Source organism: Calidithermus terrae, assembly GCF_003574345.1.
Taxonomy (GTDB): Bacteria; Deinococcota; Deinococci; order Deinococcales; family Thermaceae; genus Calidithermus; species Calidithermus chliarophilus.
Window position 1 is genome coordinate 1 of record NZ_QXDL01000046.1, and the last position, 22,533, is coordinate 22,533.

The 22,533-nt window shown below is 68.3% G+C and carries 23 protein-coding genes and 1 other RNA gene; 10 read left to right on the forward strand and 14 right to left on the reverse strand.

Translation table 11 applies throughout. From position 1 onward, the window contains the following. The coding region (locus Mterra_RS07230) for a VWA domain-containing protein (RefSeq protein ID WP_119314579.1) at positions 1 to 1,493 on the reverse strand (1,493 nt) is incomplete at its 3' end. Positions 1,494 to 1,720: 227 nt separating this feature from the next. On the opposite strand from Mterra_RS07230, the gene Mterra_RS07235 reads away from it, so the two are divergent. After that, on the forward strand, positions 1,721 to 2,350 hold the full coding sequence (locus tag Mterra_RS07235; protein ID WP_119314580.1) for a DUF4142 domain-containing protein: 630 nt from the start codon (positions 1,721 to 1,723) through the stop codon (positions 2,348 to 2,350). Between the two features lie 53 nt (positions 2,351 to 2,403). Here Mterra_RS07235 and ssrA read toward each other — a convergent pair. Continuing rightward, positions 2,404 to 2,752: a transfer-messenger RNA gene (ssrA, locus tag Mterra_RS07240) on the reverse strand. 165 nt (positions 2,753 to 2,917) lie between these two features. Here ssrA and Mterra_RS07245 point away from each other — a divergent pair. The 6 genes from Mterra_RS07245 (at position 2,918) to Mterra_RS07270 (ending at position 8,020) form a co-directional block, all read left to right on the forward strand. Beyond that, complete coding sequence (locus Mterra_RS07245) at positions 2,918 to 4,060, forward strand: ABC transporter ATP-binding protein (RefSeq protein WP_119314581.1); 1,143 nt, start codon at positions 2,918 to 2,920, stop codon at positions 4,058 to 4,060. Further along, a complete protein-coding gene (locus Mterra_RS07250; protein WP_119314582.1) occupies positions 4,057 to 4,920 on the forward strand; it encodes an ABC transporter permease in 864 nt (287 codons plus the stop codon). Before Mterra_RS07245 ends, Mterra_RS07250 begins: the two co-directional genes overlap by 4 nt. A gap of 109 nt (positions 4,921 to 5,029) precedes the next feature. After that, positions 5,030 to 5,806 carry an ABC transporter permease gene (locus Mterra_RS07255; protein WP_119314598.1) on the forward strand — a complete coding sequence of 259 codons (777 nt, stop codon included), beginning with the start codon at positions 5,030 to 5,032 and terminating at the stop codon, positions 5,804 to 5,806. 11 nt (positions 5,807 to 5,817) lie between these two features. Next, positions 5,818 to 6,846: a polyamine ABC transporter substrate-binding protein gene (locus Mterra_RS07260; RefSeq protein ID WP_119314583.1), complete on the forward strand. Its 1,029-nt coding sequence runs from the start codon at positions 5,818 to 5,820 to the stop codon at positions 6,844 to 6,846. A 221-nt stretch (positions 6,847 to 7,067) separates the two neighbouring features. After that, on the forward strand, positions 7,068 to 7,523 hold the full coding sequence (locus tag Mterra_RS07265) for a c-type cytochrome (RefSeq protein WP_119314584.1): 456 nt from the start codon (positions 7,068 to 7,070) through the stop codon (positions 7,521 to 7,523). 41 nt (positions 7,524 to 7,564) lie between these two features. Further along, on the forward strand, positions 7,565 to 8,020 hold the full coding sequence (locus Mterra_RS07270) for a c-type cytochrome (RefSeq protein ID WP_119314585.1): 456 nt from the start codon (positions 7,565 to 7,567) through the stop codon (positions 8,018 to 8,020). 53 nt (positions 8,021 to 8,073) lie between these two features. Here the strand turns inward: Mterra_RS07270 and Mterra_RS07275 are convergent, their stop codons facing one another. The 6 genes from Mterra_RS07275 to Mterra_RS07300 all read right to left on the reverse strand — a co-directional run bounded on the left by Mterra_RS07275 (position 8,074) and on the right by Mterra_RS07300 (position 12,226). Further along, positions 8,074 to 8,250, reverse strand: coding sequence for a Sec-independent protein translocase subunit TatA/TatB (locus Mterra_RS07275; RefSeq protein ID WP_119314586.1), 177 nt, complete (start codon positions 8,248 to 8,250; stop codon positions 8,074 to 8,076). Positions 8,251 to 8,380: 130 nt separating this feature from the next. Then, positions 8,381 to 9,460 carry a rod shape-determining protein RodA gene (rodA, locus tag Mterra_RS07280; RefSeq protein ID WP_119314587.1) on the reverse strand — a complete coding sequence of 360 codons (1,080 nt, stop codon included), beginning with the start codon at positions 9,458 to 9,460 and terminating at the stop codon, positions 8,381 to 8,383. Between the two features lie 62 nt (positions 9,461 to 9,522). Continuing rightward, positions 9,523 to 9,753, reverse strand: coding sequence for a cell division topological specificity factor MinE (minE, locus tag Mterra_RS07285; protein ID WP_027892506.1), 231 nt, complete (start codon positions 9,751 to 9,753; stop codon positions 9,523 to 9,525). 3 nt (positions 9,754 to 9,756) lie between these two features. Further along, entirely contained in the window at positions 9,757 to 10,560 is an 804-nt protein-coding gene (minD, locus tag Mterra_RS07290) for a septum site-determining protein MinD (protein ID WP_119314588.1), read from the reverse strand. A gap of 83 nt (positions 10,561 to 10,643) precedes the next feature. Continuing rightward, a complete protein-coding gene (locus Mterra_RS07295; protein WP_119314589.1) occupies positions 10,644 to 11,690 on the reverse strand; it encodes a nucleoside 2-deoxyribosyltransferase in 1,047 nt (348 codons plus the stop codon). Further along, on the reverse strand, positions 11,690 to 12,226 hold the full coding sequence (locus Mterra_RS07300; protein WP_119314590.1) for a DMT family transporter: 537 nt from the start codon (positions 12,224 to 12,226) through the stop codon (positions 11,690 to 11,692). The genes Mterra_RS07295 and Mterra_RS07300 overlap by 1 nt, the downstream gene beginning before the upstream one ends. A gap of 246 nt (positions 12,227 to 12,472) precedes the next feature. Here Mterra_RS07300 and Mterra_RS22210 point away from each other — a divergent pair, with 246 nt between their 5' ends. From Mterra_RS22210 to Mterra_RS07310, 3 genes are all read left to right on the forward strand, one after another. Then, the gene (locus Mterra_RS22210) at positions 12,473 to 12,619 is read left to right on the forward strand and encodes a hypothetical protein (protein ID WP_170159583.1); all 147 of its coding nucleotides are present in this window, start codon (positions 12,473 to 12,475) and stop codon (positions 12,617 to 12,619) included. A 2-nt stretch (positions 12,620 to 12,621) separates the two neighbouring features. After that, the gene (locus Mterra_RS07305) at positions 12,622 to 14,178 is read left to right on the forward strand and encodes an acyl-CoA mutase large subunit family protein (protein WP_119314591.1); all 1,557 of its coding nucleotides are present in this window, start codon (positions 12,622 to 12,624) and stop codon (positions 14,176 to 14,178) included. Between the two features lie 255 nt (positions 14,179 to 14,433). Next, entirely contained in the window at positions 14,434 to 14,874 is a 441-nt protein-coding gene (locus Mterra_RS07310) for a hypothetical protein (RefSeq protein ID WP_147372590.1), read from the forward strand. Positions 14,875 to 14,952: 78 nt separating this feature from the next. On the opposite strand, the gene Mterra_RS07315 is transcribed toward Mterra_RS07310, so the two are convergent. From Mterra_RS07315 to Mterra_RS07340, 6 genes are all read right to left on the reverse strand, one after another. Then, positions 14,953 to 15,777 (reverse strand): ABC transporter ATP-binding protein, encoded by an 825-nt coding sequence (locus Mterra_RS07315; RefSeq protein ID WP_119314599.1) that lies wholly within the window; start codon positions 15,775 to 15,777, stop codon positions 14,953 to 14,955. Between the two features lie 74 nt (positions 15,778 to 15,851). Beyond that, the gene (locus tag Mterra_RS07320) at positions 15,852 to 17,054 is read right to left on the reverse strand and encodes an ABC transporter substrate-binding protein (RefSeq protein WP_119314593.1); all 1,203 of its coding nucleotides are present in this window, start codon (positions 17,052 to 17,054) and stop codon (positions 15,852 to 15,854) included. A 49-nt stretch (positions 17,055 to 17,103) separates the two neighbouring features. Continuing rightward, positions 17,104 to 18,180 carry a branched-chain amino acid ABC transporter permease gene (locus tag Mterra_RS07325; protein WP_119314594.1) on the reverse strand — a complete coding sequence of 359 codons (1,077 nt, stop codon included), beginning with the start codon at positions 18,178 to 18,180 and terminating at the stop codon, positions 17,104 to 17,106. Between the two features lie 192 nt (positions 18,181 to 18,372). After that, the gene (locus Mterra_RS07330; protein WP_119314595.1) at positions 18,373 to 19,266 is read right to left on the reverse strand and encodes a branched-chain amino acid ABC transporter permease; all 894 of its coding nucleotides are present in this window, start codon (positions 19,264 to 19,266) and stop codon (positions 18,373 to 18,375) included. A gap of 18 nt (positions 19,267 to 19,284) precedes the next feature. After that, entirely contained in the window at positions 19,285 to 21,240 is a 1,956-nt protein-coding gene (locus Mterra_RS07335; protein WP_119314596.1) for a long-chain fatty acid--CoA ligase, read from the reverse strand. Positions 21,241 to 21,250: 10 nt separating this feature from the next. After that, on the reverse strand, positions 21,251 to 22,015 hold the full coding sequence (locus Mterra_RS07340) for an ABC transporter ATP-binding protein (RefSeq protein ID WP_119314597.1): 765 nt from the start codon (positions 22,013 to 22,015) through the stop codon (positions 21,251 to 21,253). Between the last annotated feature and the right edge of the window lie 518 nt (positions 22,016 to 22,533).

The window sequence follows — 22,533 nt, forward strand, 5'->3', positions numbered from 1 at the left end:
AAGGTGCCCTCCAGGGCCTCGCGCTTGAACTGGCGCTGGGCCTCCTCGAGGAAGAAGCGGGGCAGGTCGCGGGGGCTGGGCACGTACCAGAAACTGCCCCCGCCCCGCTGGGCCAGCTCGCGCAAGAAGCCCTGGTCGGCGTCCTGGCCCAGCGCGACGGTGCTGGTGAAGACCTTGCGCTGCTGCCCCTGGGCGGCGGCCGCGAGCACGGGTGGGATGGGGTCGGCGATCTGGCCGTCGGTCATGACCAGGATGCGCTTGTCCTCGACGGGGAGGGGCTCGAGGGCCTTCACGGCCTCGGCGTAGGCCCCGCCGAGCTCGGTGCCGCCCCCGGCCTGCGCGGCCAGCAGCAGGCTCTCGGCGGCCTTGCGCCCCTGGGGGGTCATGCGGCGCGGGCGGAAGACCCAGCGGTAGCTGCTGGAGAAGGCGATCACGCCCACGTAGTCCTGCTCGCGGGCCGAGCGGATGAGCTCGAGCGCCCCCGTCACCGCCAGGCCCAGCTTGTCGGCCTGGAGCATGCTGCCCGAGACGTCGAGCACCAGCACCAGCCCCACCCCGCCGTCCTGCTCCAGGGGCTCGAGCGGGATGGCCTCGGAGAGCGTGCTGCGCTCCCAGCCCCCGAAGAACAGCCCCCGGGGCGTGGCGGTCCACAGCAGGCTCCCGCCCTGGCCCAAGAAGCCCTGCAGGGCGTCGATCTCGGCCTCGCTGAGGTCGCGGGTGCTCAGCCCGAGGGCCACCACGTCGGCCTGGATGGGCAGCGTGACCCGGCTGCGCCGCTCGACCGCGAAGCCCTGGGCCTCGAGGTAGCGCGCCAGCGGCTCGTCGCCCAGCACCCACACCCGCACCTTGTCGGCGGGGCTCACCTGCACCTGCGCGCTGTCGCGGCCCAGCGGGCTCTCGACCCTCGCCCGCACGGTGGCGGGGCGCTCGAGGGGGAAGCGGTAGCCGAAGCTCTGCCGCCCGGCCTTCACCCGCACCTGCCGCTCCTGCCGCCCGGCCGGGCCCTCCACCACCAGCCGGGCCTCGGCGTCGGCGGTGGACTCCAGCAGCACCCGCACCTCCACGGTCTCGCCCTGCACGGGGTAGGCCGGGGGGAGCAGGCCCAGCGAGAGCTTGGGGCTCGGCGGGGTCCAGAAGGCGTAGACCGGGGTGCCCACGGGCAGCACCTCGCCCTGCGACAGGCCGTCGGAGAGCACCACCACGCGGTCGGGGCCGAGCTTGCGGGCCTCGAGCAGCGCCCCGTAGAGGTCGGTGCCCTCGCCCAGGTCCTGGCGGCGGGCGGCGGCGGAGGGGACGGGCTGGGCCCGCTCGGCGAAGGCCAGGTAGCGCACGCCGGGCAGCGCCGGGAGGCCGCTCACGGCCCGCGCGACCCCCTCGCGCGCCGAGGGGCTCTGGTCGAGCAGCACCACCGTGCGCACGGGCTGCAGGGGCAGGCTGGGGCCCGCGAAGGCCAGCAGCAGGGCGGCGATCACCGCGGCGCGGAGCCAGAGCACCCCTCCATTATTCGGGGCGGGCGCCGGGCAAAATGCGGACGCGATCGCATTGGGGCGGGACAGGGCCGCACGGCGGGGCCCCCGAAAGTGTTAACGCACCCCCTCGAGCGGGTGCCACCCGCACCCCCGCTCGGGGTCGGCTCGAGCCCCGCCGATAGGTCATGCCAAAAGCCGCCCGCGGGCTTGCAATGGGGAGTGGACACCCGTCCGCCCACAAGGAGGAAACCATGAAGCGGTACACCCTCGCCCTGTTCACCCTCGCGGCCCTAGGGCTCGCCCAGCAGAACCCGAACCAGAACCCGCAGGCCTCGCCCGACGCCACCGGCGGCAACGTGGTGGTGCTGGGCTTACAGGCCATGGCTATGAGCAACCAGTTCGAGATCGACGCCTCCAAGGCCGCCCTCGCCAAGAACATCCGCGACGCCGTCAAGCGCTATGCCCAGAAGATGATCGACGAGCACACCAAGAACCAGCAGACCCTCCAACAGCTCGCCCGCAGCAAGAACGTCACGCTGCCGCAGAACGAGGGCGTGCACAACCGCCTCATCCTCCTCAACGCCTCGCTGCTGCAAGGCCCCGACTTCGAGCGGGCCTACCTCAAGGCGCAGGTGGACGGGCACGAGATGGCCGCCCTCTTCCTCGACACCATGCTCAAGGCGGGCGGCAGCGAGGCCATGCAGGGCACGCCGGCCAACCCGGGCCAGGGGCAGGGGCAAGGCCAGGGACAGGGCAACAACCCTCAAAGCCCCGGCGTCACCCTCGACAACGACGTGCGCCAGTACGTGCAGGCCACCCTCCCCGCCGTGCGCCAGCACCTCGCCGAAGCCACCGAGCTGTACCAGCAGGTGACGAGGTAGCCCAAAGGCCCCACGACGAAAACCCCGCCCCTTTGGGGGGCGGGGAGTTGCCTTGGTGGACGCGGAGGGAGTCGAACCCTCGTCCGAAGACCCCTACGGCAGGCGTCTACGTGTGTAGTCGGTGTTTGGGTGTCGCCCCGGGTTTCCCCGCCGACAGGGGCCTGGGGCCGAGCTCCGTTAAGCTTCGCCCGCGGCTACGGTGCCTTGCCTTGGGCTAGCCGTTTTTAGGTCGTTCGCCGGCCGAGCCAACGGCGGGGCTTGCCGGGAACGTCGCTGACTTAAGCAGCGAGGGAGTAAGCGTTGCTGTTGCCAGTTATGGCTTTGCCGGTTTTTACGAGGCCACCGGCCACCTCGACACGCAGCCTTGCTTTCGCGAATCCCCGTCGAAGCCGGGACGCGCCCGAGCAGGCAAAGGCCAGTGTAGCAGAAAAAGAGGCGATGGGCAAGGGCTTTGGTGAGCACGATGAGGAGAAGATTGGGTTTCGTTCGCCGGGGAATTACCGGGCGGAAAGGGGCTCCGGCAGCGCGTCCTTGCCGGGAGGGGGGTGGGCCCTTAGACTCGGGGCTGTGGACCCGACGCTCTTCCGCGGACGGCGCGAACGCAAGCTGGGCGAGAACGTGGCGGTGCGCCTCGAGCGCGTGCGCAAGCGCTTCGGCGACGTGGAGGTGGTGCGCGGCATCGACCTCGACATCCGCGACGGGGAGTTCTTCAGCCTGCTGGGGCCCTCCGGCTGCGGCAAGACCACGCTGCTGCGCATGATCGCCGGCTTCGAGGAGCCCAGCGAGGGCAAGGTGTACATCGCCGGCAAGGACATGACCGGCGTGCCGCCCTACCGCCGCCCCGTCAACACCGTCTTCCAGAACTACGCGCTCTTCCCGCACATGAGCGTCGAGCAGAACATCGCCTTCGGGCTGCGCATGAAGGGGATGGCCCGTGAGGAGATCGCCCGGCGGGTGGCGGGGGCGCTCGAGCTCGTCAACATGCAGGGCCTGGAGAAGCGCCGCCCCCACCAGCTCTCGGGCGGGCAGCGCCAGCGCGTGGCTTTGGCGCGGGCCCTGGTCAACGAGCCGGAGGTGCTGCTTCTGGACGAGCCCCTCTCCGCGCTCGACCTCAAGCTCCGGCAGGAGCTGCGCGTGGAGCTGATGAACCTGCAGGAGCGGCTGGGCATCACCTTCATCTTCGTGACCCACGACCAGGAGGAGGCGCTGGTGATGAGCGACCGCATCGCGGTGATGAACAAAGGCCTCGTGGAGCAGGTGGGCGCCACCGAAGACGTCTACGAGCTGCCGCGCACCCCCTTCGTCGCCCGCTTCCTGGGCGACTCCAACCTCATCCCCGCGACGGCGCTCGAGCCCCGCCGCGTCCGGACCCCGCTGGGGGAGTTCGTGCTCGACGAGGAGGACGCGCTCACCCCGGGCCAGGAGGTGCTGCTTTCGATCCGGCCCGAGAAGATCCGGCTCTTCCGCGAGCGGCCCAACCTGCCCAACGTCTTCCAGGCCCGCGTGGACGACATCATCTACACCGGCGCCGAGAACCAGTACCTGCTCGAGGCCGGCGGGATGCGCCTCACGGTGGACACCCTCAACCAGGACATCCTCGAGCCCGGCCACGACGAGTTCACCTACGACGAGGCGGTGTGGGTAGCCATGACCCCGGAGAAGCTGGTGGTGGTGAGCGAGACCGGTGCCGACGGGGGTGCCCCCGCGTGAACGAGGCCGCCACCCCCTGGCAGAAGGCGCGGCGCCTGCTCGTGACGGTGGGCCCCGGGGCGCTGTGGCTCGTGGTCTTCGTGCTCGTGCCCTCGCTGCTGATCCTCCTGGCCTCGCTCCTCAGCCGCAGCAGCGCCGGCAGCCTGGCCCCGCCCTGGGGCCTGCACAACTACGTGCGCTTCTTCACCGAGCCGCTGTTCTGGGAGATCGTGGGGCGCAGCCTGTGGATCGGCGGGTGGGCCACGGTGCTCACGGTGCTGATGGGCTACCCGCTGGCCTTCTACATCGCCGCCCACCGCCACAAGCAGGCGCTGCTGCTGCTGGTGGTGATCCCCTTCTTCACCAACTTCCTCATCCGGGTCTACGCCTGGATCATCCTGCTGCAGCGCGAGGGCGCCGTCAACGCCGTGGTCACCGCCTTCGGCCTGCCCCCCGCCGAGCTCTTCCCCTCGAGCTTCGCGGTCTACCTCGCCACGGTCTACACCTTCCTGCCTTTTTTGGTGCTGCCGCTGTACGCCGCGGTCGAGCGCATCGACTGGAGCCAGCTCGAGGCCGCCTACGACCTGGGGGCGACCCCGGTGCGGGGCTTCTGGGAGGCCATCTTCCCCCAGACCCTCCCCGGCCTCTTCGCGGGCTTCCTGCTCACCTTCATCCCCGCCGTGGGCACCTTCGTGATCGCCGACCTGCTGGGTGGGGGCAAGATCACCCTCATCGGCAACCTCATCCAGCAGCAGTTCACCTCGGCCCAGAACTGGGCCTTCGGCGCGGCGGTGAGCATGATCCTGATGGTCATGGTGCTGCTGGGCCTGTGGCTGTACGCGCGCACCCAGGGGGAGAGGGGGCTCGACGAGCTGGTATGAGGATGAAAAACGCCAGACGCCTAACGTCGAACGCGCGGCGCCAGGAGGAAACGCTCGTGCACAGGCCTTCGGCCTCCGGCGTCCGGCGTTGGGCGCGCCGGGGGTGCCCGTGAAACGCCTCCTCGCCGCCTACTCCTGGCTGGTCTTCGCCTTCTTGTACCTGCCCATCGCGGTGATCGTGGTGCTCTCGTTCAACGAGAGCCGCTTCGGGGTCAACTGGACGGGCTTCAGCCTCAGGTGGTACGAGGCGCTGTTGGAGAACCGGCGCATCGGGGAGTATTTGGGCAACACGCTGGTGGTGGCCTTCACCTCGACGCTGGTCTCGACGGTGCTGGGCACCCTGCTGGCGATGGGCATCGTGCGCTACCGCTTCCGGCTGCGCAGTTTCCTGCGCTACTTGCTCTACGTGCCGGTGGTGGTGCCCGACGTGGTGATGGGCATCTCGCTCTTGCTGCTCTTCGACACCGTGCGCGACGGCATCGGCTGGCCCAGGCTCTCGCTCTTCACCATCATCCTGGCCCACGTCAGCTTCCAGATCGCCTACGTGACGCTGGTGGTGCGGGCGCGGCTGATGCTGTTGGACCCGGCGCTCGAGGAGGCCGCCCGCGACCTGGGGGCCGACAACTGGCGCACCTTCTGGGAGGTGACGCTGCCCTTGACCTGGCCGGGGGTGGTCTCGGGGGCGCTGCTGGCCTTCAGCCTCTCGCTCGACGACTTCGTGGTGACCTTCTTCACCTCGGGCTCGGGCTCGACCACGCTGCCGCTGTACATCTACGGCAAGGTCAAGACCGGCATCACCCCCGAGATCCACGCGCTCTCGACGCTGATGGTGGGGGCTACCATTTTGATCCTGGTGCTCGGGGCCCTATTCTGGCGTAGGCGCTAAGGAGGTAAAGCGTGAAGAAATGGCTGGCATTGCTGGTGCTCGTTCCCCTGCTCACGGCCTGCCCCAAGCAGGGGGCGAGCGAATTGCGCGTCTACAACTGGTCGGACTACATGCCCGAGGAGGTGATCAAGGGCTTCGAGGAGCGCGAGAAGGTCAAGGTCGTGCTCGACACCTACGACGACCCCGAGGCCATGATCTCCAAGCTCGAGGCCGGCGGCGACACCGAGTACGACCTCGTCATCGTCTCCGACTACCTCATCGGGCAGCTCGCCCGCAAGGGGACCATCCTCGAGCTCGACAAGTCCAAGATCCCCAACCTCGCCAACTTAGGCCCCGAGTTCGCCAACCCCGCCTTCGACCCCGAGAGCAAGCACTCGGTGGTGTACCAGTGGGGCACCACGGGCCTGGTCTACCGCGAGGACCTGGTCAAGGGGCCGGTGGATAGCTGGGCGGTGCTCTTCGACCCGGCCAAAAGCGTGGGCAGCTTCCTGCTGCTCACCGAGATGCGCGAGCAGATGGGCGCGGCGCTGCGCTACCTGGGCGAGTCGGTCAACACCACCGACCCGGCGGTGCTGGAGAGGGTGAAGGGCCTGCTCATCGACGCCAAGCGGCGAAGCCAGGGCTTCGCCGGGGGCACCGACGCGGTGCAGCAGGTGCTGGGCGGCAACGCGGCCGTGGCGGTGGCCTACTCGGGCGACGCCTTCCGCGCCATGGAGGAGAACGAGAAGGTCAAGTACGTCATCCCCGCCGAGGGCGGCACCCGCTGGACCGACAGCCTGGCCGTGCTGAGCAAGAGCCCCAACGCCGAGCTGGCCTACAAGTTCATCAACTACCTGCTCGAGCCCGAGGTCGCGGCCCAGGTCTCCAACGGCATCGGCTACGGCACCCCCGTCCCCGCCGCCCTGCCCATGATCGAGGCCAAGGACAACCCCGTGATCTACCCCCCGGCCGAGGTGCAGCAAAAGCTCGAGTTCCTCGCCGACCTAGGCCCCGACCTCGACGCCTTCAACGCGGTATGGGCCGAGGTGAAGGCACGCTGAACGCGCAGCGTGTGGGTGGTTAAGGGTCGAGGCCCGAGGACCCAGGCGTACGGCGTAAGACGTAGGACACGCGTCTCGCGTCTTGCGTCCGGCATCTCACGTACGACGTAGGACGTAGGACGTACGACCCCTGGCGTCTGGCGTCTTGCGTTCGACGTACGACCCCGCCCGGCCTCCCCATCACATCCATCCCATTTTCCATGCCCCATACTGGAAAAGAGATGAAATCGTTGTGCGTCGTGCTCGCGGCCTTCAGCCTGCTGGGGGGGGCTTTGGCCCAGTCGGGGGCTGTGCTGTACCAGCAGAACTGCGCCTTCTGCCACGGGGAGAAGGGCTTGGGGCGCACCGGGGCCTTCCCGCCGCTTGTCGAGCACGCGCCTACCCTGGTGCAGAACAACGAGGGGCGTAGCTACGTGGCCCAGCTCCTGCTCTACGGCCTGCAGGGCGAGCTGGTGGTCAAGGGGCAGCGCTATAACGGCGTGATGGCCCCCTTCAGCCACCTCAAGGACGAAGAGCTCGCCGCCATCCTCAACTACGTGCTCACCGCCTGGGGCAACGACAAGCTGCTGCCGCAGGGCTTCAAACCCTTCACCGCCGCCGACTTCACGCCCTTGCGCTCCACCCGCCTGACCCCGGCGCAGGTCATGGCGCAGCGCATCCGCCTGGGTCTGCGGTAGTCGGGCACAGGCTGGGTAGAATAGGGCAAAGGAGGATTTCAATGCGTAAATACCTGTACCTGCTGCTCCCGCTGGCGCTCATTCCCGTGGCCTTTACCCAGTCGGCCCAGCAAGGCGCCACCATCTACCAGCAGTGCCAAGGCTGCCACCAGCCCACCGGTGCGGGCATCCCCGGCGTGTTCCCTCCCCTGGCGGGCCACATCCCCGAGGTCCTGGCCGCCAAAGGGGGCCGCGAGTACCTGGTCCAGGTGATGCTGTACGGCCTCACCGGCGAGATCACCGTGAAGGGCCAGAAGTACAGCGGGGCCATGCCCGCCTTCGCCCAGCTCTCCGACGACCAGGTCGCGGCCGTGCTCAACCACGTCAGCACGAGCTGGGGCAACAAGCTGCCCCAGGGCCAGAAGGCCTTCACCGCCGCCGAGGTCAAGGCCCAGCGCGCCAAGAAGCTCACTTCGGCCCAGGTCAACGAGGCCCGCAAGAAATTAGGCCTCAAGTAGCGTGAAAAACCGCGGAGCCGGGCTTTGGCCCGGCTCCTTTTCGGCTCGGCAGGTCAGCCCTGCTTCTGCTCGGGCTTGGCCTCGCCTTCCTTGCCGTCGTCGTTGAGCCCCTTGCGGAACTCCTTGGCCGACTGTCCCAGGCCGCGGGCGAGTTCGGGCAGCTTGCGGGCTCCGAAGAGCAGCAGGATGATCAGCAGGATGATGAGGATTTCGGGCAGACCCAAGGGCATAGGGAACCTCCTTGCTCCCAAGTATAGCCCGCCCGCTTAAGGGCAACTGAAAGGTGGCGCGGCCTCGAGCGCCCCCGCCGTGTCTCCCGCGAGCCCCGCTTCTCCGCGCGGGAATGCGCCGGAGGCGCCCTCAAAGGTCGCGGTAGCGGTCGCGGTGGACGAGGGCGGCGAGCCCTAGGGAGAGGTAGACGAAGAGCAGGCTGGTGCCGCCGGCCGAGAACAGCGGCAGGGTGAGGCCGGTGACCGGGGCCATGCCGATGGTCACGCCGATGTTGACCATCACCTGGAAGGCGATCATGGCGAGCACCCCCACGACGATCAGGCGGTCCTCGAGCCGGTTGCACTCCAGCGCCATGCGCGCCAGCCGGAAGAACAGCAGGCCGTACAGCACCAGCAGCGCCACCGCACCCACGAAGCCCCACTCCTCGCTGAGCACCGCGAAGATGAAGTCGTTCTGCTTCTCGGGCACGTAGCCGAGCTGGCTCTGGGTGCCCTGGCCGTAGCCCTTGCCCAGGAGGCCGCCCGAGCCGATGGCGATCATGGACTGGATCTGCTGGTAGCCCTTGCCCTGGGGGTCGCTCTCGGGGTTGAAGCCCACGATGATGCGCTGCTGCTGGTAGGGCTCGAGGTGGTTGAAGGCGAAGGGGGCCGCTATAGCCACCAGCACCAGCCCCAGCAGCACGTGCCGCACGGGCATCCCCCACGCCAGCAGCAGCGCGGCCACGATCACCGCCAGCACCGTGGTGCCCCCCAAGTCGGGCTCGACGAGCACCAACCCCAGGACGGGGGCGGCGATGAGCAGGGGCGGGAAGTAGCCCAGCAGGCTGCCGGGCTCGCGGCGGCTGAGCCAGCGGGCGAGCACCAGGATCAGCGAGAGCTTGGCCAGCTCGCTGGGCTGGAAGCTGACCGGCCCGAAGCTCAGCCAGGCCTTGGCCCCGTTGACCTCGCGGCCCACCGCCAGCACCGCCACCAGCAGCCCCAGCGACAGCGCGTACAGCAGCCAGCCCCACGCCTGCACCTGGCGGCGGCTGAGGAGCTGCAAGGCCGCGGCCGCCGCCACCGCCACCGCCGAGAACATGAGCTGGTTGGCGAAGATGGCCGGGCTAGGGGCCGCGCTGCGCAGGGTCACGAGCCCGGCCACGTGGATCAGGCCGACCACCGTGACCAGGCTCCAGTCGTAGGCGAGGAGGGGGATGCGGGGCAGAACCATTGCTTAAAGCCTAAGCCCCGGCGCCCGGGGCTAGAAGCCCTGGCTCACGATCGGGCCGCGCCCTAGCGCAGGGGGATGTTGGCGATCATCACCACTTTTTCGCCGCGCTGCTCGAGCTCGACGTTCAGGGCGTCGTGCTCGGCGGGGAAGTAGCGCTTGAGCACCTCGAGCAGGTCGTTCTTGAGGGCGTCCACCATGCCGGGGGCGAGCTGGGCGCGGTCGTAGGCCAGGGTCAGCTTAAGCCGCTCCTTGAGCACGTCCTTGCTCTTGTTGCGCTGCCAGAACCAGGCCATCGGCTACCCCCCTCCGAAGAGCTTGCGCAGCGTGCCCATGAAGCCGCTCTTCTCGCGGAAGTCGGGGAAGGGCACGCTCTCCCCCCGGATGCGCCGGGCCACGTCCATGAAGGCGTTGCCGGCCAGCGAGCCGTTCTTGAGCACCAGCGGCTCGCCCTCGTTGCTCGAGACCAGCACCTTCTCGTCCTCGGGGACGATGCCGATGGGCTTGAGGCCCAAGATCTCCTGCACGTCCTCGACCGAGAGCATGTCGCCGCGCTCGACCATCTTCGGCCGCAGGCGGTTGATGACCAGGAAGTTCTCGCGCACCTCGCGGGCCTCGAGCATGCCGATGATGCGGTCGGCGTCGCGCACGGAGGAGACTTCGGGGTTGACCACCACCAAGGCGCCCTCGGCCGGGGTGGCGGCGGTCTGGAAGCCGCGCTCGATGCCGGCGGGGGAGTCGATGAGCACGCGGTGGAAGCCCTCCTCCTCGATGAGCGCCTTGACGAGGTGGCGGAACTTCTCGGGGTCGAGGGATTCTTTGTCCTTGGTCTGGGAGGCCGGCAGCAGGTAGAGCCCGTCGAGGCGCTTGTCCTTGATCAGGGCCTGCGAGCGCTTGCAGCGCCCCTCGAGCACGTCGATGAGGTCGAAGACGACCCGGCCCTCCAGCCCCATCACCACGTCCAGGTTGCGCAATCCGACGTCCACGTCAATGACGGCGACCTTCTCGCCCAGCTTGGCTAGGGCGGCCCCCACGTTGGCCGTGGTGGTGGTCTTGCCTACCCCGCCCTTCCCCGATGTCACCACAATGGCCCTCGCGTTCACGTTGCCTCCTTGCGACAGTATATCGGTCAGGGAAGGGTCAAGCCTCGAGCATGAAGGCCCGAGAACCGTTCTCATCCCCGCCCTCAGGAGCGGGGGAAACCCACCGCCTTGGGCAGGTCGGCCAGGCGGGTGACCGTGCGGTCGGCGGAGTGCATGAGCATGAGGTTGCGGCGCATGTCGTACTCGGGGCCGGTGTAGAGGTGGGTGGCGCTGGAGCAGTACAGCACCACCTCGCGCCCCAGCGCCCGCAGGTAGCCCTGCAGCGCGGCGCTCTCGGGGTTCATGTCGGGCCCGTCGCCGAAGGTGACGACCACCTCGCTGGTGAGGGCGTTGCGGAAGTCCCGCTCGGCCCCCGCGCGCAGGCCCTCGGCGCTTTCGGCCTCGTAGCGCCGGGCGATCTCCACCCGCCAGCCTAGCGCCTCGAGCGCCCCCGCCGCCCGCTCGGCCAGGACCGTCTGGTACTCGTACTCCCCGCCCCCGAACTCGAGGAAGACGTGACCGGGGCGCACCGGGGGGTCGGGGACGCTCCGCTGCCCGGGGTAGTGCAGCACCAGCTCCCGCACCGCCTCCCTCACCCGCCGCTCGACGCGCTCGAAGGCGGCTTCGATGAGCTCGCGGTAGGCGCGGGGGTCGGGGTCGAGGCCCGAGAGGGGGAAGTCGCCCTCGCACAGCACCTCGTCGGCCAGGAGCTCGAGCAGGGGCTGCAGGCGCTGGGGCTCGGCGACGCGGTCGTGCTTGTAGCGGAAGAAGTTGCTCAGCAGCACGACCACCGGCAGGCCGATCCCGGCGGCGTAGCCCACCTCGAAGGAGATCCCCCCGTCGTACTGGGTGTGGTAGAGCGGGGCCAGCAGCGCGAAGGAGTTGCGCATGCGCTCGGTGTCGAGGCGGTAGATGGCCTGGGTGAGGCTCTCGCCGGGCCGAGGCACCACCGCGCCGTTGGAGTCGCGGTAGGGCAGGAAGGTGAGGGTGCCTTCAGGGGGCAGGCCCAGCGCCTGCAGCCCCTCGTGCAGCCCCTGGAGGCAGGCGTGCTCGAGGCGCGAGCCGTAGTAGCGGCCGGTGTGCTCGAAGAGGAAAGTGGCGACGTAGAGGGGGCCCTGGCCGCGCCGGAGGCGCTCGAGGCGGGGGTCCACTAGTTCCTCACCGCCACCACGGCCCCCGCCACCATCACGCCCAGCCCCACCAGCTTGAGCGCCGAGACGGGGTTGGCGGCCTGGCCCAGCAGCCCCAGGTGCCCCACCACCGCCGCGGTGGCGATCTGGCTGGCGAGGATGATGGTCATGGCGTTGGCGACGCCCAGGCGCTGGATGGAGAACACCGTGCCCAGCACCACCAGCAGCCCGATCACCCCGCCGAGGTAGCTGTACCAGGGCAACCCTTGCTGCAGGCCCCGGTAGAAGAGGAAGGCACAAGCCAGCAGGCCCAGCGCCGCCCCCGCCAGCAAGCCCCCGCGCAGGGAAGGCTCGAGCGGCCAGCCCAGGAAGCCGTTGCGCTGGATCAGCAACAGCCCCAGCACCGACACCGTCAGGCCGACCACGTGGACCACGGTGGAGAGGCCCCAGGTCCCGGCCTTGGGCTGCAAAAGGGCGTTGATGGGGCCCAGCAGGGCGATCATCAGGCCGGTGGCGACGGCCACCAGCAACGGCAGAAGGGGGATGCTCGGACTCATAGGCTCCTCGAGGTGGCGGTACGCCTCAGCTTCGGATTATAGAACACCCTCAAACAAAGCCCGGTTCATGGCGCGTGCCGGCTGGCTCCCCGCAGGAATTCGAAAACCCCGGCCCCCGCCATGCCCTGGCCCTCCGGCGAGGCCCAAGGTGGGGGCCGCGCCGCGCACCCGGGTGAGCTCGCGCCGGCGTGCAGCGGCACACCGGGGAGGGGCTTTTGAACCGCGGGCGCGGGGTAGAATTCGGCCATGCACCCCAAGCACGAACCCAAGCTCGGCTGGAGGGATATGCTGGCGATGGTCGCCATCCTCTACCCGCTCGTCTTAATGCCGGTGATGCTGGTGCTGGGCGGGGTGGGCCTGGCCCTGCTCCTGATCGATTTCCACCTGAGGTGAGCATGCAAACCCTTCCGCAAACCCTTTTCGAGTCCCTGCCCGACGACCTGCGCGAGCGGTTGGGGCGGCCGGGACAGTACCCCTTCACCCGCGGCGTCTACCCCAAGATGTACACCGAGCGGCCCTGGACCATGCGGCAGTACGCGGGCTTCAGCAGCGCCGAGGAGTCCAACGCGCGCTACCGCTACCTGCTCGAGCAGGGCCAGACCGGCCTGAGCGTGGCCTTCGACCTGCCCACCCAGCTCGCCCTCGACCCCGACCACCCCCTCAGCGTGGGCGAGGTGGGGCGGGTGGGGGTGTCCATCGCCTCCATCGAGGACATGAAGGTGCTCTTCGACCACATCCCGCTCGACCAGGTCACCACCTCCATGACCATCAACGCCCCCGCCACCCTGCTGCTGGCGCTGTACCTGCTGGTGGCCGAGGAGCAGGGCGTGGGCTGGGACAAGGTGGGCGGCACCGTGCAGAACGACATCCTCAAGGAGTACATCGCACGGGGCACCTACGTCTTCCCGCCCGCCCCCTCCATGCGCCTCATCACCGACCTCTTCGCCTTCTGCGCCCAGCACGTGCCCAGGTGGAACACCATCTCCATCTCGGGCTACCACATCCGCGAGGCCGGCAGCACCGCGGCGCAGGAGATCGCCTTCACCCTCGCCAACGGCAAGGCCTACGTGAAGGCGGCCATCGAGGCCGGCCTCGACATCGACGCCTTCGCCCCCCGCCTCTCCTTCTTCTTCGCCTCGCACAACGACGTCCTCGAGGAGGCCGCCAAGTTCCGCGCGGCCCGGCGCATGTGGGCGCGGATCATGAAGGAGGAATTCGGCGCCAAGGACCCCAAGAGCTGTATGCTGCGCTTCCACACCCAGACCGGGGGCTCCACCCTCACCGCGCAGGAGCCGCTGGTCAACGTGGTGCGCACCGCCTACCAGGCCCTCGCCGCCGTGCTGGGCGGCACCCAGAGCCTTCACACCAACGCCTACGACGAAGCGCTGGGCCTGCCCACCGAGAAGAGCGCCCTGCTGGCCCTGCGCACCCAGCAGGTGCTGGCCTACGAGTCGGGCGTGACCCGCGCCATCGACCCGCTGGGCGGCAGCTTCTACGTCGAGCACCTCACCGACGCGCTCGAGGCCGAAGCCCAGCGCCTCATCGCCCAGATCGACCAGCTCGGCGGCTCGGTCGCCGCGGTGGAGGCCGGGTTCTTCCAGCGCGAGATCGAGGAGTCGGCCTGGACCTTCCAGCGCGAGGTGGAGTCGGGCCAGCGCGTCATCGTCTCGGTCAACAAGTTCAACCGCCCCGACTCCCCCCTCAACGAGGCCACCCCCATCCAGCACATCGACGAGTCCCTCGACCGCCGCCGCCAGGCCCAGATCAGGGCCTTCCGCGACCAGCGCGACGGCCAGGCCGCCGGCAACGCCCTCGAGGCGCTGCGCCAGGCCGCCAGCAGCAGCAAAAACCTCATGCCCCACATCCTCGAGGCCTTCCGCCGCCGCGCCACGCTGGGCGAGATCGGCAAGGTGCTGCGCGAGGAGTGGGGGGAGTATCAGCCGAGTTATTAGCGGGGGAAGCCGTCAGCCTTTGGCTGACGGCTAGTGGCCCGTGGCTTGTGGTGAACCCTTCCGTCTTCCCTCCCCGCGCGCGGGGTATAGGGATATCCCCCCTAGCCCCCCTTGTTAAGGGGGGTAAAGAAAAGGCGTTTTGCGTTTGGCGTCTTGCGTACGACGTACGACGCACGACCCGCCCCTAGCGCCCGGCCTTAACCAAACGTTGAACCCCTCAGCCTCCCCTCAGAACTGGCACTACGCTAGATAGAGATGGAAGGGCGCAAGCGTCTTCGGTTTTGGGGTTTGCTCGGGCTGCTGGTGCTGGCCGGGGTTGGGGTGGCCGTGCGCTGGCTGCAGCCGCCGGACATCGCCGCCGAAGCCAAGAGCACCCAGCGCAACTACACGGGTACGGCCCAGATCCAGCAGATCAAGGGCGTGGGCCAGGGCTGCGAGGTCACGGTGAAGTTCCACGAGTGGCACTCCCTCTCCCCCGGCTTCAAGCTGCACGAGATCCCGCAGAAGGGCCAGAACTACACGGTCTACGCCCAGCCCGAGCAGTGCGCGGCGCTCGAGGTCATCCAGGCCGAGAAGGGCACCCGCCCCGACCTCACCGGGCACATCGTCTACGTGGCGGGGGAAAGCCGCTCGGGCCGCTGGTACATGCTCACCCAGCCGCGCCCGCCCGTGGGCTGCGGGGTGGCGGGGCTGTAAAACGGCGCTACGCACTGGCGAATAACCGATAGCCGATAGCTGCTAGACGTCGAAGTCTTCGGCTATCGGCCATCGGCCTTACATGAACCGCTTGCGCCGCCGGTAGGACTTCACGTCCTTGAAGCTCTTGCGCCCGCCGCTCTTGGCGACGCCCAAGTAGAACTCCTTGACGTCGGGGTTTTCCTCGAGGTAGGCGCGGGTGCCCTCGAGCGCGATGCGCCCTGACTCCATGATGTAGCCGTAGTGGGCCACGCTCAGCGCGACGCGGGCGTTCTGCTCGACGACGAGCACCGTCACGCCCTCTTCGGCGTTGATCTGGGCGACGATGTCGAAGATCTCGCGCACCAGCAGGGGGGCCAAGCCCAGGCTGGGCTCATCGAGCAGCAGCAGGCGCGGGCGGGCCAAGAGGGCGCGGCCGATGGCGAGCATCTGCTGCTCGCCGCCCGAGCAGTAGCCGGCCAGGCGGTTCTTGAGCATGGCTAGCTTGGGGAAGTAGCGGTAGATGCGCTCGAGGTCCTGCCGCACCTCCCCGTCGCGCCGGGTGGCGGCCCCCACCCGCAGGTTCTCCTCGACGGTGAGGTGCTTGAACACCCGCCGCCCCTCGGGCACCTGCACGATCCCCTTGAGCACGATGTTCTCCGGGGGCTTGTTGGCGATGTTCTCGCCGCGGTAGAGGATGCTCCCCGACACCACCTCCCCGTCCTCGGGCACCAGCAGGCCGGAGATGGCCCGCAGCGTGGTGGTCTTGCCCGCGCCGTTAGGGCCTAAGAGCGCGGTGATGTGCCCCTCGGGAACCTTGAGCGACACCCCGCGCAGCACCTGGATGATGTCCTTGTAGACGACCTCGATGTTGTTGACCTCGAGCAGGATCGGGCCGAGGTCTTCGGGATGGGTGGGTTGCATCGTCACCTCGCTGGGAGGGCCGGTGGCCCGCGGTCGGAAAGCTTTCCCGCGAGCCACGGGCCACCGGCTACGGGCTATTTCCCGAAGTGCACCTTGCGGAAGAGGGTGGAGGTGAAGGGCTGGGTGATGGGCACGAACTTGCCGCCCTTGACCTCGAGCACCCGCAGCCCCTCGCCGCCGGTCTGCTCGCTCTTGGTGAAGTCGATCTCGGGGCTGTTGGCGGTCCTGACCACGAAGCCGGGGTTGAAGGAGTTGGGGCCGTTCATGCCCACCAGGGCGTTGTAGAAGGTGGTGTTGTCGATCTTGCCGAAGCGCTGGAGGGCGCGCTTCATGGCCTCGACCGCGATGGCGGCGGCCAGCAGGCCGGCGGTGTAGTTGTGGCTCTGGCCCAGGGTGCCGCGGTTGTACTTCGCCGCGAGGTCGCGGTGCAGCTTCATGCCGGGGGTGTCTTCCTCGAGGGTGTAGTAGCTGCTGGCCCAGAGGTAGCCCTCGGCCGCGTCCCCGGCGAGGCGGATGAGGTCGTTGCCGCCGGTGTAGACCGCGCCGAGCTGCTTGATCTTCTTGTCGAGGCCGAGCTTCTTGGCGTCCTTGAGGATGTTGGCGACCGGCCCGGCCACGTTCTGGTGGATGATGAACTCGGTGCCCTTGGAGTCGAGGTTGCGCAGCAGGGCGGTGTTGTCGAGGTTGTTGCCCCCCACCTCCTGCACGTCAACGATGGAGAGCCCGAGCTGGGCGGCGGCCTTGCGGGCGTCGTCGAGCACGGCCCGGCCGAAGGGGCTGGGGTTGACCACCAGCGCTACCTTGGCCCCCTTCTTCTGCCGCGCGATGTACTCCAGCAGCGCGACGACCTGCTCGGAGTAGGAGGAGGTGGGCAGGAACATGTAGGTGTTGTCCGGGGGGTCGATGAGGCCGATGTGGGCGGAAGCCGGGATGGTGACGAGCTTGACCTCCTGCACCAGCGACTTCAGCGCCAGCATGGCCCCGGTGGCGTAGCCGAGGTAGACGGCGGGCTTGTTGCGGTCGAGGGCCTCCTCGAGGATGCGCTGGGCGTTGGGGTTCTGGTACTGGTCGTCGCGCACGATGCAGTTGAGGGTGTAGCCGGGGATGAGCTTCTGCTCGTTGGCGTACTTGCAGTAGTCCTCGATGGCCGCCGCGTAGGGGCCGCCCACGTCGGAGGTGGGTCCGGTGATCGCGCCCGAGTGCACCAGGCTCACGGTTTGCTGTGCTTGGGCCAGGCCCAGCAGGGTCAGTCCGACCAACAACACGCTTCGCTTCATGAGGTTCCTCCCGTTCATTGCAACCGCTCGAGCGGATTTGCCAAAGGCTTCAGTACTTGAAAGGCCAGGTGCGGAAGTAACTTCGCACCAGCCGCCACCAGTTGTAAAGGCCGCGCGGCTCGAACATCAGGAAGAGCACGATGACCAGGCCGAACGACAGCGGCAGCAGCGCCGAGGCCACGTCCACCCCAGGGGGGATGAGCTGCTGGATGGCCTGGTTGCCCTTGATCCACTCCGAAAGCCGCTCCATCGAAAGCCGCAGGTACTCGATGAAGGCGGGCCCCAGCAGGCTGCCCACCACCGTCCCCAGCCCCCCCACGATCGCCATCGCCAGGAAGCTCACGCTCTTGGCGAGGGTGAACTCCTCGATCACCACGCTGCGCTGGAAGTAGGCCAGCAGGCCGCCCGCCACGCCCGCGTACAGCGCCCCCAGCGCGAAGGCCATCAGCTTGGTGCGGCCGGGGTCCATGCCCATGGCGTCGGCGGCGCGGTCGTTGTCGCGCACCGCGACGAGCGCCCGGCCGTACTTCCCCCTCAGCAGGTTGCGCCAGGCGATCACCATGAGCACCAGCACGAAGAGGATGACGTAGTACCAGAAGTGGTTGTGGTTGCGGAAGCCGATCTCGTAGCCCAGGAAGTTGCGCATCTCCACCGGGATCGAGGCCCCCTGCGCCAGCGCGGGCATCCGGCCCACCGACCACACGAAGATCTCCTGGAACGCCAGCGTCGCCAGCGCTAAGTAGAGGTGCTTGACCCGCAGGCTGGGGATGCCCACGACGGCCCCGAACACCGCCGCCACCGCCGCCCCCAGCGGGATGGTGAGGTAGAAGGGCAGATAGGGCGCGGTGAGGGCCACGGTATAGGCGCCCACGCCCATGAAGGCCGCCTGCCCCACGCTGATGAGCCCCGCGTAGCCGGTGGTGATGTTGAGCCCCAGCACCGCGATGGCGTAGATGAGGATGAAGTTGAGGGTGAGCACCTGAGAGCGCTCGAGGAACTGCGGCAGCAGCACCAAGGCCACCAGCAGCACCCCCACCGAGACGATCTCGCGGTAGGTGGCGAAGATGGTGGTGTCCTGCACGTGGCTCGTGCGGTAGTTGCCGGTCTGGGCCCAGGGGTTACGCATGGGCGCCTCCAGCGTGTCGAACGCCCAACGCTAAACGCCCGCCGCCAGGCCAGCGGCTCACAGCGCATCGCGTACGGCGCTCGAGGTCAAAGGCTTGTACCCTATAGGTCGTGGCTTTTTGCGTTCGGCGTTCGGCCATCGGCGTACGACGTACCCCGGCGTTGGGCGTTGGGCGTTGGGCGTTCGACATACTCATACCCGCTCGATCTCCTCGGTCCCGAAAAGCCCGTGCGGCTTGAACCACAGCACCACCAGCAGCACCACGAAGGGGATGACGAGCTCGGTGCCGCCGCCGGGCACGAAGTTGTTGAGGTAGCCTGCCGCCAGGTTCTGCAGCACCCCGATGGTGATGCCCCCCACCACCGCGCCGGGGATGGAGTCCAGGCCGCCCAGGATCACCGCCGGGAACACCGCCAGCCCGATGGCGATGAGGCTGTCCTGGTTGAGGCCCGAGACCGTGCCCACCACCATCCCCGCCGAGGCCGCGGTGACGCCCGCCACCGCCCAGGCCAGGGCGAAGACCCGCTCCACCGAGACCCCCACGCTCATCGAGGCCATCTGGTCGTCGGCCACCGCGCGCATGGAGATGCCCAGCGTCGAGCGCTGGAAGAACCAGCCGAACAGCAGCAGGAACAGCGCGGTGAAGCCGATGGCCAGCAGTTGGGGGTAGGAGATGGTGATGCCCGCCAGGCGCAGCGGCTCCTGCGGCAGGAAGGCCGGGTAGCTGAAGTTGCCCGAGCCGAAGGGGGTGAGGTACATCAGCCCGTCGAGCACCGAGGCCAGGCCGATGGTCACCATGATCACCGAGATGATGGGCTGCCCCACCAGCCGCTTGAGGAAGACCCGCTCCACCACGAAGCCCAGCAGCGCCGTGAGCACGACGGCCGCCAGCAGGGCTAAGAGCACCGGCAGCTTGAGCCACACCGCCAGGGCGTAGGCCAGGAAGGCCCCGATGGCGATGAGCTGCCCGTGGGCGAAGTTGATCACCCGGCTCGACTTGTAGATCAGCACGAAGCCCAGCGCCGCGAGGGCGTAGATCGAGCCCACCGCGACGCCGGAGATGAGGAACTGGAAGAAGTCGCTCACGCTGCACCCCTGAAGCCCTCAGCGGGCCACGTAGCTGCCCGGGGCCCCGGCGAGGGGGGCGGCCTCGAGCACGTTCACCTCGGTCGCCACCTTCTGCACCGAGCCGTCCTGGTACTTGAACTCCGCCTCCACCCGCACCGTCTTCGCGTCGCTGTAGAGCGCGTCGACGATGGGCTGGTAGCGCTGCATGACGAACTTGCGCCGCACCTTGCCCGTGCGGGTGAGTTCGTCGTCGTCGGCGTCGAGGAGCTTGTACAAGAGCACGAAGCGGCGGATGCGCAGGTGTTCAGGCAGGCCCTCGTTGACCGAGCGCACCTCCTTGCCGATCAGCTCGGCCACCTGGGGCTTCTGCGAGAGGTCGATGTAGGTGGTGTAGGCGATGCCCCGGTCCTCGGCCCACTTGCCCACCGTCTGGGGATCGACGTTGATGAAGGCGGTGATGTAGGGCTTCTGGTCGCCGAAGACCACGGCCTCCTTGATGAAGGGCGAGAACTTGAGCTTGTTCTCGATGAACTGCGGGCTGAACATCTCCCCGCCCGCGGTGTACATCACGTCGGAGACGCGGTCGATGACGACGAGGTGCCCGCGGTCGGTGAGGTAGCCCGCGTCGCCGGTGCGCAGCCAGCCGTTCTCGAAGGTCTCGGCGGTGGCGTCGGGGCGCTCCCAGTACCCGGCCACCACCGCGTCCGAGCGGCACAAGATCTCGCCCGACTCGCTGATCTTGACCTCGCCGCCGGGGATAGGCACCCCCACCGTGTCGGCGCGCACGTCGCCGTCGCGGTGCACGAAGGCGATGCCGATGATCTCGGTCTGGCCGTAGATCTGTTTGAGGTTGACGCCGATGGCGTGGTAGAAGCGGAACACGTCGGGGCCCAGCGCCGCCCCGCCGGTGTAGGCCCGGCGCAGCCGCAAAAAGCCGAGCTGGTCGCGCAGGGGCTTGAACATGAGCTGCTCGGCCAGCCAGTAGCCCAGCCGCAGGCCCAGCGGCAGCGGCTTGCCGCTCATGCGGTAGTCGGCGGCCTTCATGCCTACGGCGAGCATCTGCTGGTACATCCAGCGGTTGAAGGCGTAGGTCTCGGAGATGCGCACCCAGATGTTGCTCTGGATGCCCTCCCACACCCGGGGCGGGCTGAACATCACGTGCGGCCCGATCTCCTTGAGGTCGGCCATGGCGGTGTCCACCGACTCGGGGAAGTTGACCGCGAAGCCCCCGGCCAGGGCCATCCCCACCGACATCATCTGCTCGCCGATCCAGGCGAAGGGCAGGAAGGAGAGGTAGTCGTCGGTGGGCTTCAAGGGGTCGATGCTCTGCAGCGAGACGCCCATGTGGATGAGGTTCTTGTGCATGAGCATGGCCGCCTTGGGCCGCCCCGTGGTGCCGGAGGTGAGCGAGAGGTGGCACACGTCGTCGGGCTTGCCCTGCTCGATGAGCCCGTCGAGGAGGCCGGGCTGCTTGTGCTCGGCGGCCTCGCCCAGCCGCAGCACCTCCTCGAAGCTCACGAGCCAGGGGTCGCCGCGGTAAGCCCGCATCCCGCGCGGGTCCTCGTAGATCACCTTGCGCACGCTGGGGATCTCGTTGCGGATCTCCAGGAGCTTATCGACCTGCTCCTGGTTCTCGGCCACCACCACGGCGGCGCCGGTGTAGGCGAGCACGTAGGCGATCTCGGGGGGCAGCGAGGACTGGTACACGCCCACCGAGATGCCCCCCACCGCCTGGGCGCCGAGCTCGGCGTAGAGCCACTCGGGGATGTTGTCGGCCAGGATCGCCAGACGCTCGCCCTTCTGGAAGCCGAGCTCGAGCAGCCCGTAGGCGAAGCGCCGGACCCGGGCGTAGTACTCGCCGTAGGTCACCTCGTTCCAGATGCCGAATTCCTTCTCCCGCAAGGCGACGCGGTCCCCCTCGTGCTTCGCCCGCAGGCGCAGCAGTTGGGGCAGGGTGTACTTCTTGAGTTCGGGGGTGGGTTGGATGATCATGGCCGCACCTCTAGGGGGTCTCCACGCCCACGTAGGCCTCCTGCACGCGGGGGTTGCGCGAGACCTCCTCCGGCGAGCCCGCGGCGATGACCTGCCCGAAGTCGAGCACGTAGACCCGGTCGGAGATGTCCATCACCACGCCCAGGTCGTGCTCGATGAGGATGATGGTGGTGCCCCGCTCGGCGCGGATGTCGAGGATGTAGCGCACCATGTCCTCCTTCTCCTCCAGCGTCATGCCCGCCATGGGCTCGTCGAGGAGGAGCAGCTTGGGCGAGAGCGACAGCGCGCGGGCCACCTCCACCCGCTTGCGCACGCCGTAGGGCAAGTCGCCGACCAGCGCCTTGCGGTAGGGCTCGAGGTCCATGAAGTCGATGACCTCCTCCACGCTGCGCCGGTTGGCGACGCCCACCTTCATGGCCGGGCCGTAGACCAGCACCGCCTCGAGGAGGTTGTACTTCGAGAAGGTGTGGCGGGCTAAGAGCAGGTTCTCCAGCACCGTTAGGCCGTTGAAGAGCTCGATGTTCTGGAACGCGCGGGCGACGCCGTACTGCGTGACCTGGTGGGGCGAGGCCCGCGTGAGGTCGTGCCCCTCGAAGCTGATGCGCCCTGAGGAGGGGTGGTAGAAGCCGGATATGCAGTTGAGCAGGCTGGTCTTCCCCGCCCCGTTGGGGCCGATGATCGAGACCAGCTCGCCCTGGGCGACCTCGAGCGAGACGTCGCTAAGGGCCCGCAACCCCCCGAAGGCCAAACTTACTTTTTCCACCGAAAGCTGCACCTGATGCGCCTCCCTCTGCCTTCATCTGTGCTGGATAAGGTTTGTGCGGGAGTATACCCAGCCGCGTTTTTAATGTCAACGCTTTTTGCATACTCATGCACAAAAACGTCATACGTCGCCCCAGGTGCCGGTGTTGCGCTTTCCTCCCTAACAATACAATGCCCGCGGGGGCGAAGCTCCCGGCGAGCAACGGTCAGCCCTCAGCGGTGAGCAGGAGGCTGGTGGCTCGTGGTAAGACCCTCCCCGTCCCTCCGCGCCCGCGGGGAGGGTTTGCTGGCTGGGGGAGCGCCCGTACTCATCGACCCGTCCCTCCCCGCGTGCGGGGAAGGAATATCCCCCCAGCCCCCCTTGCTAAGGGGGTGACAATGCGTCTCGCGTCTCGCGTCTTGCGTTTTGCGTTTTGCGTTTGGCGTTTTGCGTCTTGCGTCTTGCGTACGACGTACGACGCACGACGTAGGACGTACACCGCACGACCCGCCCCCGGCGTCCAGCTACCGACGCCCAACCAACCCTAGACC